Raw genomic sequence first — 18,782 nt, 5'->3', positions numbered from 1 at the left:
ATGGCAGAGAAAGCACAACAACTTCAGGCATTCGTCTGGGAAGGCAAAGACCGGAAAGGCAATAAAACAAAAGGCGAAATTTCCGGATCCAACCTTGCCCTTGTCAAGGCCCAATTACGTAAGCAGGGTATTGTCCCGGATAAAGTCCGCAAAAAGCCCAAGCCCTTGTTCGGCGGCAGTAAGAAAATTACGCCGTTCGATATCGCCATGTTCACGCGCCAGATGGCGACAATGATGAAAGCCGGCGTCCCCTTGGTTCAGAGCTTTGATATCGTCACTGATGGTTTGGAAAATCAAGGATTGAAAGACCTCGTTAGCAGCATCCGCAACGATGTTGCCGCAGGCACAAGCTTTGCCGGCGCACTACGCCGACACCCCAAACACTTCGACGACCTCTACTGCAACCTCGTAGATTCAGGGGAGAAAGCTGGCGCTCTAGAGCAGATGCTTGACCGTGTCGCTACATACTTGGAAAAGACTGAACGGCTGAAGAAGAAGGTCAAAAAAGCCATGACGTACCCGATAGCGGTTGTCGTCGTGGCAATCGTAGTAACGGCCATTCTGCTGGTAAAGGTTGTACCCCAGTTTGAGTCTCTGTTCGAAGGGTTTGGAGCTGAGCTCCCCGTATTCACTCAATTTATTATCAACGTGTCAGAGTGGATGCAAGCCTGGTGGTTTATCGTTCTCTTAGGCATCGCAGCCACAATATTTGTTTTCAAGGAAGCTAAAACCCGATCCCAGAAATTTTCGGACGCAGTCGACAAATACATGCTGAAACTGCCGATAGTTGGAGAGATCCTTGACAAGTCCGCCGTTGCCAAGTTTGGCCGGGTACTTTCTACCACCTTTGCTTCGGGCGTCCCATTGGTTGACGCTTTAGACTCAGTTGCTGGCGCAACAGGTAACGCCGTTTATCGAGATGCAATCCAAAAGATCAAGCAGGATGTTTCAGGCGGAACCCAACTCCAAGCGTCCATGAGGGAAAGCGGCGTATTTCCTGTCATGGCGGTTCAGCTAACCGCCATCGGTGAAGAATCAGGAAACCTCGACGAAATGCTGGAAAAGGTAGCCGACCACTTTGAAGCCGTTGTTGACGACATGGTCGACAACCTGACCGCGCTGATGGAGCCGATGATCATGGCCGTACTGGGTGTGCTGGTCGGCGGCCTGATTATCGGCATGTACCTGCCAATCTTCCAAATGGGCCAGGTTGTATAAGCGATTCCTATGCCAGACATTTCCATCTTCACGAGCAGCCCCTGGCTGCTCTATTTCATTGTCGTTTTCGTATCTCTCTGTATTGGCAGCTTCCTGAACGTTGTGATCCTTCGTCTTCCCAAGATGATGGAGCAGGACTGGCGCTGCCAGTGTGAGGAGTTTCTGGAGGTTCCGGAAAAGCAGCGGGGCAAGGCGGACAGGATCACTCTGTCGACACCTAACTCCACCTGCCCTTCCTGTGGCCACGAGATTCGTGCCTGGGAAAACATACCGGTCATCAGCTACGTTCTGCTGAGGGGTAGATGTGGTTCCTGCAAGACCCGGATTTCACCGCGCTACCCCATCATCGAAGCCCTGACAGCCCTGTTTTCGGTATTCACGGTCTGGTTGCTGGGCCCGACTGAAGCGGGGTTGTGGTCGCTGGTACTGGTCTGGGTACTGGTTGCGTTGACCATGATCGACCTGGACACCCAGCTACTCCCAGACAGCATGACCTTGCCGCTGATGTGGCTGGGCCTGATGCTCAACTACTTTGGCGTGATGACCGATTTTAACAGCGCGTTCTGGGGTGCGGTTGCCGGTTATCTGTCGCTGTGGTCGGTGTACTGGTTGTTCAAACTGGTCACTGGCAAGGAAGGCATGGGGCATGGAGATTTCAAGTTGTTGGCCGCCCTTGGCGCCTGGCTGGGATGGCAGATGCTGCCGGTGGTTATTCTGCTGTCCTCGGTGGTCGGGGCTGTGGTTGGCATCAGCCTGATGGTATTCCGTCAGCATGGCCGGGAAACACCGATTCCGTTTGGCCCCTACCTGGCCGGCGCGGGATTGCTCGCACTCTGGTTTGGCGAGCAACTGCAGGCCTGGTGGCTCGGCTACCTCGGGCTCTGATCTGCAACAGAAGGTCTGACACATAATGACAGCCGTTATTGGACTGACTGGCGGAATTGGCAGCGGCAAATCGACCGTTGCCCGCCTGTTTGGGGAGTTAGGAATTCACTGGGTCGACGCCGACGATGTCGCACGCCAGGTGGTTGAGCCTGGTACACCCGCACTGGAACAGATCCGTCAGCACTTCGGTGACCGCATTCTCGATCCACAAGGCGGGCTGGATCGGGCCGCTCTCCGGGCGATTGTGTTTCGCGACCCGGACCAGCGCACCTGGCTAGAGGGTCTGCTACACCCCCTGATCCGGCAGGAACTGCAGCGCCAGCTGGTTCCGGAACACTATGATCAGGCGTACTCGATTCTGGTATCGCCACTGCTGCTTGAAACCGATCAGCACACGATGGTGCAGAACATTGTTGTCATCGATGTGCCTGTTGAAACCCAGATCACCCGTACCATGGCAAGGGACAACAATGACCGCTCACAGGTGGAGCGGATCATTGCAGCCCAGATGCCCCGAGAAGAAAAGCTTAAAAAAGCCGACGAAGTCATCGATAATGATGTTTCCCTAAACGACGTGAAACGCCAGGTTGAGGCCATTCACAAGACATTACTGGTGGCGTTTGGATAGCATTAAACTTCGTCTTGTCGTCCTGTGTGCCTGCCTGGCCATGTCTTCGGGGTTCGTGCATGCTGACGGTGACCCGGTCGTCATTACCGATACACCCGCCCCTCTGTTCCCCGGCGATGTGCTGCCCCCGGACATCTACACCTTCCAGCCAGCCGAGTTCTGGCAGCATCCGGATGACTCCTACTGGCTGCAATTTTCCAATTGGGTGATCGCCAGCCAGCGTGCGAACTCCGCACTCGTTGAAAAGTTCGGCGAATGGGCTGACCGAACGCTCTCAGGCAGTCCCCAGGCGCTGCCGAGCAATGCCAGCTACCTGCGCATTGGCTTTGCAACCGCCTCCGAGTACGGTGATCCGTTCAAGTTTGAACCGGAAGGTCGCTTTCGCCTGGACATTCCTACCGTTCAGGAAAAACTGCGACTGATTGTCGAGAGCGAGAGCGACGAACTGATACCCCTGGCCGAACGGCGCCGGAGCCGGCAGATTCCATCCGATGAGCGTACCGAAAATGAGCCTACCGGCGCCTTGCGATTCATCTCCGAGATAGGCGATGCCATAAACCTTAATAACGATATTGGTATTCGTCTGCGGTTGCCGGTAGATGCCTTTTGGCGGGCCACGGCACGCAAGCAGTGGCCGTTGGATGAACACTGGAAGCTCCAGGTCCAGCAACGTGTTTTTTACTACCACCTGAGTGGCTGGGGGGAGAGCACCTGGATGGGCATTGGCAGGGATATCGGCAATGGCTGGCTGTTCCTGACCTCCTCAGAACTGGAGTGGGTACACAGTAACCGCGAATTTGAGATGTCCCAGGTGTTTAACGTCTACAAGGACCTGAACAACCGCTCCTCCATAAACCCCCGGTTGGGTGTACTGGGTGAAAGCCAGCCCGGCTGGCGAACCACCAGCTACTTTGCCGACGTTACCTATCGTTACCGGCTTTATGATGACTGGTTGTTTGGAGAAATCATCCCTGCCTTCGACTTCCCCCGTGACAAGAGCTTTAAGGACCAGGCTTCGCTGGTGCTCCGTATCGAAATGTACTTATCAGGCAACCTCAATCAATGACCAGAGCTCCCACCAGACACGCCTCCAGACCCGCCTCGGAGGCCTTGACGCTGACGCCTGTGGCCATCACCCGCTCCTGTTTTCGCGACAAGTTTGGTGTGCCAAGGCAACCGGGATTGACCCGGCATGCCTGGGCCGACCTGGTAATCCAGCCACCGTTTGATCGCGAAGACGCCTTTCGCGGCCTGGAAGACTGCAGCCATATCTGGCTGACCTTTCAGTTCCACCAAGCGGTGCGGGCCGAGTGGCGGCCAGTGGTGCGGCCGCCGCGCCTGGGGGGCAACAAGAAAGTCGGGGTATTCGCCAGCCGCTCCCCTTTCCGGCCAAACAGCCTTGGCCTGTCGGTAGTCAGTAATCAGGGATTACGACGGGAAAACGGGCAACTGCTGCTGCGGATCCGTGACCACGACCTGATCGACGGTACACCGATTCTCGATATCAAACCCTACCTTCCCTTTGCCGACGCAGTCCCTAACGCCCGCCTGGGGTGGGCAGAGGAACCACCAACCGGGCGACTGCCGGTGGTTTTCAGCGCCGAGGCGGAACAGCAACTTGCCAACCTTGATCCTCTGCGTTATCCCGATTTCAGGGCACTCATCGAAGACGTGGTCAGTTACGACCCCCGCCCATCGTTCCGGCGCGGGCGCGACGAAGATCGAGTTTACGGTGCCCATCTGTATGACGTTAACGTCCGCTTTCGCTTTGTTTCGAGCAGTAACCAGAAATCGGGTAACGCTGGCGAAATGACCTCTGCGGATGGTGTCGAGATTCTGACGGTCTGTTAAACTCGGGAACATCACTGAATAACAACGTCATTCAGGACACGACCAGACTCTCCACAGGGAATTCGTGATTTGCCACTGACCAGCATGCTGAAAAAGATGGGTGTTCGCCCCCTGGCGGCTCGATTGCTCGTCTACGTGATGCTATTCAGTGTTGTTCTCTCTCTCGTTGCCACCGGCCTGCAAATGATCGGTGAACTGGACAGCCGCACCCGGGATCTTGAAAACGTCCAGGCCAAAGCAGCGGATCTCATCTCGGGCACACTCGCGACCAACCTCTGGCTGCTTAACTACAGTGAAGTCGCCAACGCCACCGACGACATTGTCCGGCTTCCCGATATCGCCCACGCCCAGGTCACCGTGTCCGACGGCGATCAGTTCAGCGCCGGCAAACCCTCTGGCGACCGGGTCATTACCCAGACCTTCCCTCTGATCTACGACCGCTCCCCGCTGAATGAACCCCAGACGCTTGGAACACTGACCCTGACCTCATCAGTGGAATTGGTATACCAGCAAATGATTGAGCGGGCGCTGTTTACCCTGCTGTTCCAATCGTTCATCGTGATGCTGGGCACGCTCGGGCTGCTGTTGATCGTTCGCATTACGCTGTCGAGACATCTTGAAGCCATGTCCCGATACGCCGCACGGCTGAACCTGGATGCCCTGATAGAGCCCCTCAAGCTCAAGCGCAAACCTCCCAAGCACCCGGATGAGCTAAGCGAAATGGAGTTGGCTCTAAACATCATGAGGGAGCAATTACTGGAAGAAACCCGCAACCTGCGCCAGAGCAGTCTGCAGTCCAGGGACGAGCGGGACGAAGCCATCAAGGCGAACCACGCCAAGAACCAGTTCCTCGCCAATGTCAGCCATGAGCTCCGCACCCCCCTGCAATCGGTACTCGGCTATGCCAGCCTGCTGGCCGACACCCAGCTGGATCAGGAGCAACACGAATACGTCCAGACCCTGCAAAGCGCATCAGAAAACCTCTCGGCCATCATCAACGACCTGCTGGATATTTCCAGCATCGAAGCCGGTAAGCTGATCCTTGAGCCCATCCCCTTCGATTTGCGGGAAACCCTGAATGATCTGGTCCACATGCTCGGCAGCCGGGCCCGGGAAAAGGGTCTGGCGCTGGAACTGAGGGTTGACGAGAACCTGCCCTTTGCCCTGGAAGGGGACCCCGTGCGGATTCGCCAGATTTTGCTCAACCTGACCTCCAACGCCATCAAGTTCACCGACTCCGGCCACGTGCTCATCAGCATCGAGGTACTTGGCCGTCAGGATGACCATGTTCGCCTGCGGCTGGCGGTGGAAGACACCGGGGTGGGCATCAATCCGGAAGATTTACCCCTGGTTTACGAACCCTACGTTCAGCTCGGCCAGCGCTTCCAGCGCCAGTCTCCCGGTGCCGGGTTGGGCCTGGCCATTTGTCGTCAACTGGTCAATCTGATGAGTGGATCGCTGGACGTCGAAAGCCAGCCCGGCGAAGGCACCACCTTCTGGGTGGAACTGACTCTGCCAATGGCACCGTCCGGCGCCACGCGTATCAGGCCCGACACCCGAATGGTCAACGGGCGCCATATTCTGGTGGTGGATTCCTACGAGTTGTCACGGAAGATCACCCTCGAAATGCTGTCTCGCTATGACATCGATATCGAAGCGGTCAAGTCCGCCGGGGAAGCCCTGACCAGCCTGCGGCTCGCCGCCGATGGCCAGCGCCCGTTCGATGCGGTAATACTGGATGGTTTTGTGCCGGATATGGACAGCGATCTGCTTTGTCGCCAGATCCGCAGTAACCCGGACTGGACCCAAACCCGCCTGCTGATTCTGTCGTCCAACCCTCAGCGGGGCGATGCAGAGCACTTTCGCCAGGCCGGAGCGGATGCCTTTCTCAGCAAATCGCTCAGGGAATCCTGTCTGAGCCCTATCCTGCACCAGCTCTTTGTTGATGTAGAACGGGACAAACGCCGGTTTCTCACCCGATTCTCACTCCAAAGCGTGCACACCACCTCCCGACAGCAGAGCCTTCCCTGCGGGCGGATGCGAGTGCTTCTGGTGGAAGACAACCCGGTCAACCGTACCCTCACCCGTCGCTTGCTGGAAAAACTTGGCTGCGACGTCATGACCGCCAACGATGGCGAGGCCGCGGCAAGCCTGTGGATGTGGCATCCTTTTGATATCATATTTATGGATTGCGTCATGCCCAAAGTCGATGGCTTTGAAGCAACCCGACGGCTAAGGCAATGGGAAGAGGCGGAGGGCCGGACCGCCATTCCGGTGGTGGCACTGACCGCCAGCGCCATGGAACAGGATGAGGAGCACTGCCGCCAGGCCGGCATGAATGCCTTTGTCGCAAAACCCGTTAATATCGAAATGCTAAGAGCTGTACTCGAACAATTCTGCAAGGCGGTTTCCTGAATGCTAGTTGATTGTCCCACCTGTAAAAAATCCGTGGAATGGAGTGAGTCCAATCCCCATCGTCCGTTCTGCTCGGAACGCTGCAAGCTGATTGACCTCGGGGCCTGGGCCAACGAGGAATACCGGGTACCTGCCGAGAACGCAGACCCATCCGATCTTGACCAGGGCGACCATACGGACACCCAGCACTGACTTTCCCGCCAGGGTATTGCTTGCCAGTCACTTACCCGATTGTAAGTTGAGCTCCCCAAGGTACGCGGCTACCATGGGCGCCAACAGTAATCAGATACCGATAACGGGCGCTCACCTGCCCTACCGGGCCTGGTGGCAACGATTTTCTATGTAATGAACCAAGCAAAAGGTAGCTCCATGAACATTTCCCGTATTGCTGTGGTTGCCCTGACGCTGGCCTCAGCGCCAGCCTTTGCAACCGACTTGGACCTGAGCCTGACTGACGACTCCGTCAAGGGCCAGGTCAATGTGTTCGATGCCAACGCCAACACCCAGGTCGGCGTCGGCTACACCTATCACGAAGGCAGCCGCCACATTACCAACCTGGACCTCCATGCCCAGGGCCGCACCGCCCTTGGCAACCTGCCCACTACGGCCGGCATCGGCCTGCGTGGCATCTACTGGGACGTAGATCGCCTGGACGGCGGCGCGTTGGGACTGGGCGGCTTTGCCACCGTGAATATTCCAGACGTTCCAGGCCTGTCCTTTACCGGAATGGCTCATTACGCACCGGACATCCTGGCCTTTGGCGACTCCCAGGACATGACCAGCCTGGAATTGCGGGGTAGCTACCGTGTAATCCGTAACGCCGAAGTCTTTGCCGGCTACCGATACCTCAACACCGACTTTGAAGATTTTCCGGGAGACCTCAACCTGGATGAAGGCGTACTCGCAGGTATGAAGCTGTACTTCTGATCCGCCCGCCTCATCGGCTCCGCCGGTGAAGTCGGGCCAGTCCCCACTTCACCGGCGATTCCCAGTCTTGAGCCACACCAATTCGTGCCCTGACTCACTTTTTTGCCCCACCGTCCTTGCTAGACTGAGCGCCAATTCTAGCGAATGGACTCCCAGACATGCCCACGGTTCGTCTTCCGGCTCTCGCTGTTGTGTTCTGTACCGCCTTGATTGCCGCCTGCAGTGGCAGCGATGCCGTGTCTGAAGCCGGCAGCCGTCCCAACACCTTCCCCGAGGGCAGTAATTCACTGGACGACTTCGATTCCGGCACCACTGGCGATTCCAACAACGCCTCCGGGCTTGCCGCTAATGAAATCCGGGTAACCGTCGAAGTGCCTGCATCCATTGCCCCCGACGGAGAGCTGACCCGCCGTAACCTCCGTATTGTCGAACCGGATCGCCTCCAGGTCTATGAAAGCGACGCCTCTCTCCGTGAAGGTGTATCGGTGGATGTCGATATCCGTCGTGACGACAGTGGTCGCCGGGTAATCACCTTCAATGACGGCCTTCCAATCGGGCCCAATGTCATCATCAAGGCCTACGTTGGCAACACCATTCTTCGCTCGCTGGCCACCGATGAGGATCGCGACGTCAAGATCAACCCCTTCTCGGAGTACCTGGTCAATAACGGGCTTGGTGGGTATACCAGCACTGAGTTTGATCAGGTGATGGCCTGCGTCGAAAACGATGCCAACAGTCTGTGCCTCAACAAATATGTCTGGTCCACCCTCAACGACCAGATCCATGATTTCGAGATCGATGTTCCCGATGGATTTTCTGTTTCACAGGCCGTCAGCAGCCTGGCGGCACGGCCCGACTTCGCCGGCTACGTCACCAACATGGCCGACTACGCTCTGATTGATGCCCTCTCCGCGGGAGCCATCACCGCCTCCGCCATCGACTTCAATACCGTTCTGCTTGGTATCGAATTGGGACAAAGCTTTCGCGAGCCCAGCCTGAATGGCCCAGGCCAGTGGGGTGTTCGAATTGCACAGGAAGAAGTTCTGCAAGATCAGAACGGCGTCGCCCATGTCTACCCGGGACTCACCCTGACCAACTTCGAGGTATTCAATATCCGCGTCACATCCCTTGCCAGCGACGTTCCCTACGACCGTGAGACCCTGATGCAAACATCCGGAAATGATTTCTATAAGCGCGGCACCGACACCTGGGATCTCAATGGCCATACCACCGCGCCCGGCGCAGCCACCCTGCAAGACAGCCTTCGTCTGGTAACCGGGCGGGCGCTATACCAGAGCATCAGTGGTCGTGACAGCTCAGAGATCATCGGCTGGACCCGTAATCCGTTCTATCTGGACGCCTATCTTGGCGGGGGTGGCGAGACCCCCACGGAAGTCCTCAGCGGGTATTTCAGTGCCGGCAAGGCCATCGAACTTAACGAATCCGGTGGCAAACTGACCCGCCAAGGCATTCTGGAAGATCACTATCTGTCGGTATTTGAGGTCAATCTGGCCCAGACCCAGGATTTCGCCCTGAGCAACCTGGTCGACAAGGACTACAACATCGTCCGCCTAAACCTGCTGTTCTCCGGCGGCGGCGCCATCACGCCGATGGTTATTGAAGCCGATGTTGGAACCTGGAGTGTGACCGACACGGGTGACCCGGATGGACTTGCCGTTGCCGAACTGCTGGCTTATCAGGGGCTGGAACGTAATGGTTCCGACGCCACTGTCACCACAACCGGCGCCACGAGAACGGCGACAGGCCGCGCACTGTCGTTGCGACCATCCCGGCTGACAAGCGGCGAGCAACAAACCGGGCGGCTCAACCTTTCCGCCGGTGCTGGCTACACCGGCACGCTCATCGGCGCCAGTTCACCCGATGGATCGCTGCTTGCGTTCAACCTCGACAATGTCCTCGATGTGACCGGTCCGGAAGATCTGGGTGACGGTGTGCTCATTGCCGCACAGCAGGCCTCAGCGCCCGCACCAGCGGAAGGTCGCTACCGCATGCAGGGCTTTTCCCTTGGACTGGACACCAATAGCAACCGGCTGACCCATTTCAGCGACGCGACCCTCACCCTGGACTCTCCCACCACAGCCACCCTTCAGCTGGCCGCTCTAGAAGTCGAGCATACGGTACTGCCCCAGTTCGTCAGCAAGCCCGCCGATGCCTCGCAAACGCTCACTCTGAACTACATCGATAACGGTAATGGCCAGATTCAGCTCACCGGGAACAGCCTCGAACTTACCGGCTTCGTCACCGACGACCAGGAAAAGATGTTCTTTCGATTAGTGGACAACGGGGCGTCTGAAAAAGTCATAGGTCTGGTAATGGCGACCAAGCTGCCTTAGATTCGCCCTTTCCCGCACCCCCTGCCAGTGCAGCCCGCAGCCAACCATTTGCCACAATGGCCCAGTCTCAGGGTTGCCTCAGCTAACGGCCTCCACCGCCTTACCTGTTATACTGCCTACAAGCTGTATACAGAGTGAGGTTTTATGTCTGCTGTTTTCCGGGCAAGTTTGTTACTCGTGCCGCTGGCAATGGTGGCGGTGTTCAGCGTATTTCATGGCAGCAACCTGAGTCTCGATCCCGACGGTAACGACGATTTCAGCCTGTCAGCTTCCGGCCAGTTACCCGCCTTGCCGGCGTGGGCCAAAGCCCCGCTACCCGTTTTCTCTGACTACCGGGACACAACGGAAAAGAAAGCCGCGTTCTTTTCATTCCTATACCCCCGCATTGTGCTCGCCAACTCCCGCCTGTTGTTGGCCCGCCAATACCTGCTGACACTGGCACAGAAGCCCGCGCTGTCACCAGACGAACTGGCATGGCTCGACAAGCTGATGGGGCGGCTGCGGGTCGACGGTGAGCCGGGCAGTGCGGCCACGTTGACGGAACTTACACACAAGCTGGACGCCATTCCGCCCTCGCTCATTCTCGCCCAGGCTGCCAATGAATCGGCCTGGGGAACCTCCCGTTTTGCCCGTGTTGGCAACAACCTTTTTGGCCAGTGGTGCTTTACCCGTGGCTGCGGGCTGGTGCCATTGAATCGCGTTGACGGCGCCAACCACGAGGTGGCATCTTTTGATTCGCCCTACGATTCAGTAACCGGGTACATTCTCAACATCAATCGCCATCGCTCCTACCGGGAGCTACGACAACTTCGTACACAGGCCCGGGATAACGGACAATTTGCGGACGGAGCCCTTCTCGCCCAGGGGCTTTCCCGCTATTCCGAGCGTGGCCAGGCTTATGTTGAGGAAATCCGCAGCATGATTCACCACAATAACCTGGGCTACTTTGATCGTCAGTTCAACGCGTTACTGGAGAATCGAAGCGCCCGGACCCTTCGCCTGATTGCCGCCAGTGACGATGAACAGCAGATTTCCGAGCCTCTGGCATCCAGTCGTCAGGCTTCAGACAATGAAGGCTGAGTCACTGTTAACCAGCCCGCGATTCATAACACCGGAGATAGTCAAAGCATGTTGAACTTCCTGCCCGCCCCCCTCCGGGGAATCCTTGCGGTCACCTTGATCCTGCTAAACACCCTGCTGCTGTTCCCTGTGCTGTTGGCATTCGCCCTGGCAAAGCTGATTGTGCCTGCCGAAGGTTTTCGCCGTCTGTGCACCATCGCGTTGAACTTCATAGCGTTTATCTGGATTGGCATTAACAACCGGGTGAACGACCTGTTGCACAGGGTCGAGTGGGACATCCGCGGGGTTGAGAACCTCAGCCCCGACCAGTGGTATTTTGTCACTTGTAACCACCAGACCTGGGCCGACATTCCCGCCATTCAGTACGCCCTGAACCGGCACATCCCGCTGCTGAAATTCTTCCTGAAACAGCAGTTGATCTGGGTTCCGTTACTTGGCGTTGCCTGGTGGGCCCTCGACTTCCCGTTCATGCGTCGCTATACCCGCGAACAGATTGAAAAGAACCCAGAGCTGAAAGGCAAAGACCTGGAAACCACCCGCCAGGCTTGTGAAAAGTTCCGCTATACCCCGGTAACCGTCTTCAATTTCATGGAAGGCACCCGCTTTACACCAGCCAAGCACGCCGCTCAGGGGTCCCCCTATCGGAACCTGCTAAAACCACGAGCCGGCGGCACTGCGTTTGTTCTGGGGGCGATGGGCGACACGCTGCACACCATGCTCGACGTCACCATTGTCTATCCTGATAACCACGCGGGATTCTGGGACTTCCTGTGCGGGCGCATCAAGCGCGTGGTGATCGATGTACGTACCGTGGAAATTCCACAGCAGTTTCTGGGCATGGACTACCAGAACGACGACGTCATCCGTGACGAATTCCAGCAATGGGTAAGTGGGTTATGGGGCCAGAAGGACCTCCTGATCGACCAGCTGAAACAGGCCCCTTCCTCCGCAAGAAACCCCGAATCCAAGCCGGTCGCCGAATCATCCTGACACTGGGGGGGCCTGGGCCGAAGCCACGGCTACAGCAAGCCCAATTCCCGTGCCCGGACAATCGCCTGGGTGCGGGACCGCACACCGAGCTTCGCATTAATACGACGGGCATGGGTCTTGACGGTGTGCAATGAGATATGGAGTTTGTCGGCAATGCTCTGGTTGGACAAGCCCATGGCAATCAGTTCGAGCACCCCAAATTCGCGGTCACTGATCGGTTCGGGGAGCTCAACCCCCCGGCCACCCTCGCCGGCACTGGCTTCTACACCGTAAAGGGTTCGCAGGGTATCGGTAAACGGCGACCGCCCCATGCCAGCCAGTACCTGAACGACCAAGTCGCGGATTTCACTTCGCAACTCTAAAAACGGGCTGACGTAATGCTCCGCACCAGCCTGATCAACCAGTTTCGCTACCAGCTCAAACGCTTTGCCACTTGAGCCCTGACGGAACAACACCAAAGCCTTCAACAACCCACCATGGAGGCGATGGCCAAACGGGGTGTCATGGTCATCTGGAAAGGCCTTGCTATCGAGCAGCGTACGGGCTTCTTCGATCTGGTCATTGGCCAGGGCCAGACGAACTTCCAGAGTATCCAGCAAGCCTGGCATCATCGGGAACAGCTCAAGAATTCGGTGCTGTTCACGGTAAGGTTTCAGACGAGCCATCGCCTGAGCAGCACTGTCAGTTTGGCCCTGTGCCAGCCAGCAGCTGATCTTCAGCGCCTCGAGTACCGGTTCATACACCACTTCGTCCACGTGCCAGGCCTGCATGACCCGTTCCGCCTGCCCTATCCACGAAAACGCTTCCTCCAGCCGGCCTTGCACCTTGGCGCTCAGTGTCCTCAGCGACAAGGCCACCAGCAGCACCAGATCGCGCCCTTTTTCGGCCTGACGTACAAAGCGGATCAACAGATGGTTCGCCTCGGCCAACCGTCCCTGATGCCACAACACCAGAGCCAGGTTGAGCATCAGCCTTGATTCACCGGCTCTCGGCGGCCGCACTGGTTCACTGGCGGCAGCGTCCAGCCCTGTTCTGAGCAGGTTCTCGGCGTGCTTAAGCGCCCCCTTGCTCAGCTCGATCTTGGAATGGGCGTAGACCGCCAGCAACTCAGCGCCCGCGTCGCCGGACTGGCGTGCCAGCTTGGCCGCATCCCGGTGCGCCTCACGAGCCGCCGCCGACTTGCCCAATGCACAAAGGGCACTGGACTTGACCAACAGGGTGATCAGCCGGCCATGGGGGGTCAGGTCCGGCTCATCCAATGCAGCTTCGGCCTCGGCCAGAGCCTTCTGTACATGCCCTTCGCCACTGAGAAGGAACACCCGCGATGCCGCCAGACGCCCTCTCAACGCCTGGCGTGAGCTATCAGGAATCCCATCCAGCAACGCGCGCGCCTCTGCGAACTGGCCGCCAAAGGCATGGACCCAGCTATAGACCACACGAAGCCGGGGGCTGCCATCTATAAGCTCACTGGGCAAGGACTGCGCCAGGCTAAGCAAGGAGGCCGTATCCTGACCCACCAGCAAGGCCTCGGAACCTTTTGCCGCGATTCGGCCAGCACGCTCCGGGTCATGACAAATCAGAGCGTAGCGTAAGGCTTCGCCATACTGGCCGTGCTCGTAGAACCATTCACAGGCGAGGGTTGCCCGGGCTTCCCGTCCCAACATCGGCGACGCCAGCAACCATTCCCGAACCAGCGGCACCATGCGGTACCAGTGACCACGATTGGGAATACAGCGAACCGGCAGGCCCTGAGCAACGGCGACAGACGGCAGGAACTGTCGATCACACTGACCGTCGGCAATGGCCAGAAAAAGCTCGTCGTTCATCACTTCGAGTTCCGCCATGATGGCGAGTGAGCGCACCTGTGCCGGAGACATTTGCTCCTGCACCAGACTTCGCAGGAACGCCACCACACTCCGGGATTCCTGTACCGGTACCCGCCCTGCCCCCTGTGACTCAAGCTCCCTGAGGTATAGCGCCAACGGCGTAATCCAGCCTTCGGTGAGACTGTACAGATGCTCAATGGCAACCTGGGTGAGCAGCCCCCTTTCCAGCGCCGGGCGGAAGAACTCGGTTGTTTCCTCCCGGCTGAACTCCAGGGATTCTGCGGTAATTCGGGTAAAGCGTCCTTCCAGCTCAAAGCTGTGCGTCTCAAACGGCAATGACTTTTTGGAAATCAGCACCAGCGTCAGGTTTTTCGGCTGGTGCCGAAGCAGGTGCTTCATCACAACCAGAGCAGGCTGACTACACACCAGATCAACGCCATCCAGCACGAGAATGGTTGATTGGTCGAAGGTCGTTGTACTGAGCAGCAATTCCAACGCATCAGCAAACACCTGACCACGGCGTTCGAGGGAAGACATACGGGAATCGATGCGGTCTGTCAGCGCAACGGCCAAAAGTGCATACAGGCGCAGGGGATCGTTATCCTGCTCGTTGAGCGAGAGCCAGCGTATGTTGGCCGGCGCCGGACTCAGTGTCGCCAGCGCCGCCCGTAGCTCCCCGGACTTGCCGTAACCGGCCGGCGCCTCCAGGTGCAGGATGGCACCGGGTTTTAGGGTGGATGCCAGCTTCTGGGTTAATTCGGGCCGGCGGTAATGATTCTGTGAAAGCTGGGCGGGCTGAACTCGGTGTCGCACCAGCTCCCAAATGAGTTCGCCGCTCCCCCGATCGTCACGGGAAACCTGGCCTTCATCGTTCGCTGCCGCATTGCTGTCGAATGCTTTCACTCGCTGCCCCTGTACCGGGCGCACATAGCCTTGCGGGTGACGATATGAACATACCCCCAAGGTCGCACGCCAAAGAATTGATTAAGAATCTGAACTCAAGCCAAACCAGAAGAACGCCCTTAACGCACCTTAAGTATTACGTTCTGGGTAATTCAGGTATGACCCGGTAGTGGCGACCGGCATAGGGTACGCCTTTAGTATGAATGCGATGTCGATTAAACCAGAAAAGGACCAACCTGCAAAATATTTGACAGGCTTGAGCCCTGTTTGCGACAAATATTGAACAAACTGTTACATCTATAGCCAGTCACAACCTTCTGAATCCAGACAAAAAAAAACGGCAGGACACAGGTCCTGCCGTTTTCTATTGCTGGCCCGAAGGTTTAACGGGTACCAGCACGGCGCAACGCCGCCGGCGTGTAATCCCGGGAAGCCCGGTCAACACCGAACTGGTACGGGTTCGACTCTTCGTTAGTCAGACCATTCGCCAGGTAACGCCCAGACAGCAGGTCGTACAGGGTTTCAATGGCATACCAGGGAACGTCACGATCGTAGAAGTACATGTTATGTGCTTCTGCGACGCGCCACAGCTCACCTCGGCCATCATAGTGATCGATGACAGACGCCTGCCAGGTGTCCTCATCAATATAGAGGTCACGCTGTGCGTAGATATGACGTTGGCCGCTCTTCAGAGTGGCGCGAACATGCCATACCCGGTGCAGTTCGTAACGCGTGTAATCCTGGTTGATGTGACCAGGCTTGACCAGATCGTCGTAGCTCAGGCTGCGGTCAACCAGACGATAGGAATTGTACGGAATGTACATTTCCTTCTTGCCCACCAGCTCCCAGTCATAACGATCAGGGGCACCATTGTACATGTCGAAGTTATCCGAGGTACGCATGCCATCGGACGCGGTACCTGGACCATCATAAGCGACCTGAGGAGCACGGCGTACACGACGCTGACCGGCGTTATAGAGCCACGCGCGACGCGGCTCGGACACCTGGTCGATGGTTTCGTGAACCAGCAGCACGTTACCTGCCAGACGAGCCGGGGCGGTGATGGCCTGCTTGAAGTAGAACAATACGTTGGCATCTTCGTTCGGATCGTAATCGGTCAGAGATGCCCGCCAGGTCAGCTCGTCCTGGAACTTAACAGGACTGTATGCACCATTTTCCTGCGGCGTAACCTGGGCAACATTTCGTTGCACAGAACCCCCACGGTAACGCGTAATGTGGTTCCAGATCACTTCCAGACCATTCTGCGGAACGGGAAACGGCGTCGCGTTCTGATAGTTGGCGAGGCCATTACCACCCTGCACCAACTCAACGCTGGTTGCATTGGCAACGGTTTCCTGCTCAATGTTATCCGGGTACGCTGACGTCCGGTGAGTCGGGTAAACCGGGATCACATAATCAGGGTACTTGTTGATCATAGCGATCTGGCCCGGGGACAAACGCTCAGCATGCTCGTTGACGTTGCCCTGATTGATGATGAACAGAGGTTCTTCATCTGCGAACGGGTCAAGGTAGATGCCGTCGTTCTTGTAGCCCGCAGGAATGGTCTGCAAACCGCCATCCCAAGCCGGGATTTCATTCCCATTGCCAGCCATTTCTGCACCGATGGGGGTCAGGGTATCGCCGAGCTTGGCGGCATCAGCTGCGGAAACCGCAGCATGAGCACCAGTAGCAAACATGGAGACTGTCAACACACCGGTTGCCAGTAGGGTCTTGTTAAATTTCATCTGGTTTTCCTCAAAAACGAACTCAGGCCTATCAGAACGAGTAGGATACGCTCGCACTCGCGAAGTCTCGGTCAGTTCTTTCGTTATACGGTTTGCCACCAAAGAAGTTGGTATACCCAATGGTCGCGGAGTATTGATTCTGGTAGACGCCCGTCAGCGACAGACCCAGCGCCTTGCTTCCTTCCTGGAAATTGCCACCTGGAGACGGCGCAAAACCTTTCACGTCATGCGACCAGGCCAGCTGTGGCTTCAAATTGATACCGGCAAAGGCGTTTGAGTAGTCCCACACCAGCCGGGCACGGTAGCCCCAGGAGAAGTCCGTGGTGAAGCCATCATTGGTACAGTTATTCTGGTTGATGTTGAGCAGCTGACACGCGCCCCCGTCCAGAGTACCGATACCGAAATTACCGGAACGGCCATAACGGGCTTCATCCAGATCAGGCAGGTCGTGAACATAAGTCGCGCCGAATTCGGTGATCAGCGACATACGGCTCGCACCCATGACCTGATCGAAGAACTTGATCAGGGTAAACTGAGCCTGGGAAACGTTATAAGTATCCCAACCAGCCACTTCCTGGCCCGCCAGAGAGCCACCCGCTTCTTGTTCACGCTGGATCTGCAACAGGCTTGCAGGATCACCGGTAACCGGGTTATTCAGCTGCAGGCCGCCGTAAATCAGCTCGAACGCGTTCCACTGCAACGGCATGTTGTCGCGGAAGCTGTACTCGGCTCCCAATGACCAGCCATTCAGCACGGTGGTGTTGATACTGATGCCGTACAGATTGATGTTTTCCGGGTATTCGATGAAGTAATCCGGGAAGATTTTGCCGTTAGCCGGATCGTTAACAACGCCGCTCACGTAAGGCAGACGGCTGTTGTACTTGATGTAGTAAAAGCCCAGTTCGGACTCATTCAGCTCCGGAATGTACCAGCGCATGGCCACCCCAAACTGATCCTTTTCATCCGGCTGCTCATCACCAACACGCGGGGCTATGAACCCTTGAGCGAAAGCCTGGGAATCCGGCAGCTGGCCAGCCAGCAACACAGGGCCACAGCCATCGGCGGCGAAATCGTTGGTCGAGAAGAAGGTGCCACAGTCGTCCGGACGCACAGGCTCCCAATCGGTCTGTACAAAACCTTCAATGGTGATGTTTTCGGTGACACCGGCAGACAGGTAAAGCATCTCGACCGGCAACAGGGCTTCCTTCAATTCGGAACCAGGAGCCCGGAAAGCCTGCACATCGATCGGGTTGATGGTATTAATGCCGCCCTGGATGAACGTGCTTTCACCCCAGCTCACCACCTGGTTGCCGTAGCGGACACTCAGCGGTACGTCACCAACGTACCAGTCAGTGAAGATGTAGGCATCCATGAACTCCCCACCAGAGGCGTTGCCCTTGGCCTGGTCATTAAGTTCACGCTGCTGACCGACGTAGTCGACGGCACGAGCTTCGTCTTTCAGCTCGAAGTCATACCAGTAACGACCGCGAACAAAGCCACCGACACGGGTCAGCACGTCGCTGTCGACGTCGTAGCTCATGAACAATTCACTGGTGCCCTTGACGATCTTGGACACCGTGTCGTTTTTGTCGAAGTTCAGGTTGCCGTCATCGAAGTTGTTACTGGAAGAACCGATGTTGGCCAGAGATCCGCCTGGGGCGTATTCCGGACCCTGGTTACCCTGGGCAATCAATCGGCGATCCCGTTCAGCTACACGCCATGTAGCACCCGCCGACAGGTTGGTATCAAAAGAGGCTTCCACATCCCCTACGTAGAATGAAAACGCTGACGCCTGACCGGACATGCCAGCTGCAACAGCTACGGCCAAAGGCAATTTGGCCCAGGAAAGCCGTTGGTGAGTTTTTCTTGTCATTGGAAGGCTACTCCATTTGTTGTTCTGAGTCGCTGCTCTGATTATTGGTGCTTACGTATTTGGAGGCTTCACGCGCAGTGCTCGTGA

The 18,782-nt window shown here is 57.1% G+C and carries 14 protein-coding genes; 11 read left to right on the top strand and 3 right to left on the bottom strand.

Annotated elements, in window-relative coordinates; translation table 11 throughout:
* The 11 genes from BLV11_RS04720 (at nt 1) to BLV11_RS04670 (ending at nt 12,348) form a co-directional block, all read left to right on the top strand.
* Entirely contained in the window at nt 1-1,218 is a 1,218-nt protein-coding gene (locus tag BLV11_RS04720) for a type II secretion system F family protein (RefSeq protein ID WP_091811793.1), read from the top strand.
* Between the two features lie 9 nt (nt 1,219-1,227).
* Nucleotides 1,228-2,103: a prepilin peptidase gene (locus BLV11_RS04715; protein WP_091811792.1), complete on the top strand. Its 876-nt coding sequence runs from the start codon at nt 1,228-1,230 to the stop codon at nt 2,101-2,103.
* A gap of 25 nt (nt 2,104-2,128) precedes the next feature.
* Nucleotides 2,129-2,731: a dephospho-CoA kinase gene (gene coaE / locus BLV11_RS04710; protein WP_091811791.1), complete on the top strand. Its 603-nt coding sequence runs from the start codon at nt 2,129-2,131 to the stop codon at nt 2,729-2,731.
* Complete coding sequence (locus BLV11_RS04705) at nt 2,724-3,797, top strand: hypothetical protein (RefSeq protein ID WP_245725911.1); 1,074 nt, start codon at nt 2,724-2,726, stop codon at nt 3,795-3,797. Before coaE ends, BLV11_RS04705 begins: the two co-directional genes overlap by 8 nt.
* On the top strand, nt 3,794-4,582 hold the full coding sequence (gene tsaA / locus BLV11_RS04700) for a tRNA (N6-threonylcarbamoyladenosine(37)-N6)-methyltransferase TrmO (protein ID WP_091811790.1): 789 nt from the start codon (nt 3,794-3,796) through the stop codon (nt 4,580-4,582). The genes BLV11_RS04705 and tsaA overlap by 4 nt, the downstream gene beginning before the upstream one ends.
* Before the next feature lie 84 nt (nt 4,583-4,666).
* Complete coding sequence (locus BLV11_RS04695; RefSeq protein WP_091811847.1) at nt 4,667-6,997, top strand: response regulator; 2,331 nt, start codon at nt 4,667-4,669, stop codon at nt 6,995-6,997.
* Nucleotides 6,998-7,189, top strand: coding sequence for a DNA gyrase inhibitor YacG (yacG, locus tag BLV11_RS04690; protein ID WP_091811789.1), 192 nt, complete (start codon nt 6,998-7,000; stop codon nt 7,187-7,189).
* 177 nt (nt 7,190-7,366) lie between these two features.
* Nucleotides 7,367-7,924: a YfaZ family outer membrane protein gene (locus BLV11_RS04685; protein WP_091811788.1), complete on the top strand. Its 558-nt coding sequence runs from the start codon at nt 7,367-7,369 to the stop codon at nt 7,922-7,924.
* Nucleotides 7,925-8,082: 158 nt separating this feature from the next.
* Nucleotides 8,083-10,278 carry a hypothetical protein gene (locus BLV11_RS04680; RefSeq protein ID WP_091811787.1) on the top strand — a complete coding sequence of 732 codons (2,196 nt, stop codon included), beginning with the start codon at nt 8,083-8,085 and terminating at the stop codon, nt 10,276-10,278.
* Between the two features lie 144 nt (nt 10,279-10,422).
* A complete protein-coding gene (locus BLV11_RS04675; protein ID WP_091811786.1) occupies nt 10,423-11,358 on the top strand; it encodes a glucosaminidase domain-containing protein in 936 nt (311 codons plus the stop codon).
* Nucleotides 11,359-11,406: 48 nt separating this feature from the next.
* Nucleotides 11,407-12,348, top strand: coding sequence for an acyltransferase (locus BLV11_RS04670; protein WP_091811785.1), 942 nt, complete (start codon nt 11,407-11,409; stop codon nt 12,346-12,348).
* 29 nt (nt 12,349-12,377) lie between these two features.
* Here BLV11_RS04670 and BLV11_RS04665 read toward each other — a convergent pair whose 3' ends face one another.
* From BLV11_RS04665 to BLV11_RS04655, 3 genes are all read right to left on the bottom strand, one after another.
* Nucleotides 12,378-15,077 (bottom strand): LuxR C-terminal-related transcriptional regulator, encoded by a 2,700-nt coding sequence (locus tag BLV11_RS04665; RefSeq protein WP_091811784.1) that lies wholly within the window; start codon nt 15,075-15,077, stop codon nt 12,378-12,380.
* A gap of 383 nt (nt 15,078-15,460) precedes the next feature.
* The gene (locus BLV11_RS04660; RefSeq protein WP_091811783.1) at nt 15,461-16,822 is read right to left on the bottom strand and encodes a DUF1329 domain-containing protein; all 1,362 of its coding nucleotides are present in this window, start codon (nt 16,820-16,822) and stop codon (nt 15,461-15,463) included.
* Nucleotides 16,823-16,853: 31 nt separating this feature from the next.
* Complete coding sequence (locus tag BLV11_RS04655; protein ID WP_091811782.1) at nt 16,854-18,695, bottom strand: DUF1302 domain-containing protein; 1,842 nt, start codon at nt 18,693-18,695, stop codon at nt 16,854-16,856.
* Nucleotides 18,696-18,782 lie beyond the last annotated feature (87 nt).

Source organism: Marinobacter mobilis, assembly GCF_900106945.1.
In the GTDB taxonomy this organism is placed as follows: Bacteria; Pseudomonadota; Gammaproteobacteria; order Pseudomonadales; family Oleiphilaceae; genus Marinobacter; species Marinobacter mobilis.
Note: the sequence above shows the minus strand (reverse complement) of the source record. Positions and strands in the feature narration are given on the sequence as shown.

Coding starts and splice junctions, on each gene's coding strand:
- tsaA (WP_091811790.1), top strand. CDS start 3,794: ATGACCAGAGCTCCCACCAGACACGCCTCCAGACCCGCCTCGGAGGCC.
- BLV11_RS04715 (WP_091811792.1), top strand. CDS start 1,228: ATGCCAGACATTTCCATCTTCACGAGCAGCCCCTGGCTGCTCTATTTC.
- BLV11_RS04655 (WP_091811782.1), bottom strand. CDS start 18,695: ATGACAAGAAAAACTCACCAACGGCTTTCCTGGGCCAAATTGCCTTTG.
- yacG (WP_091811789.1), top strand. CDS start 6,998: ATGCTAGTTGATTGTCCCACCTGTAAAAAATCCGTGGAATGGAGTGAG.
- coaE (WP_091811791.1), top strand. CDS start 2,129: ATGACAGCCGTTATTGGACTGACTGGCGGAATTGGCAGCGGCAAATCG.
- BLV11_RS04675 (WP_091811786.1), top strand. CDS start 10,423: ATGTCTGCTGTTTTCCGGGCAAGTTTGTTACTCGTGCCGCTGGCAATG.
- BLV11_RS04695 (WP_091811847.1), top strand. CDS start 4,667: ATGCTGAAAAAGATGGGTGTTCGCCCCCTGGCGGCTCGATTGCTCGTC.
- BLV11_RS04670 (WP_091811785.1), top strand. CDS start 11,407: ATGTTGAACTTCCTGCCCGCCCCCCTCCGGGGAATCCTTGCGGTCACC.
- BLV11_RS04660 (WP_091811783.1), bottom strand. CDS start 16,822: ATGAAATTTAACAAGACCCTACTGGCAACCGGTGTGTTGACAGTCTCC.
- BLV11_RS04720 (WP_091811793.1), top strand. CDS start 1: ATGGCAGAGAAAGCACAACAACTTCAGGCATTCGTCTGGGAAGGCAAA.
- BLV11_RS04680 (WP_091811787.1), top strand. CDS start 8,083: ATGCCCACGGTTCGTCTTCCGGCTCTCGCTGTTGTGTTCTGTACCGCC.
- BLV11_RS04685 (WP_091811788.1), top strand. CDS start 7,367: ATGAACATTTCCCGTATTGCTGTGGTTGCCCTGACGCTGGCCTCAGCG.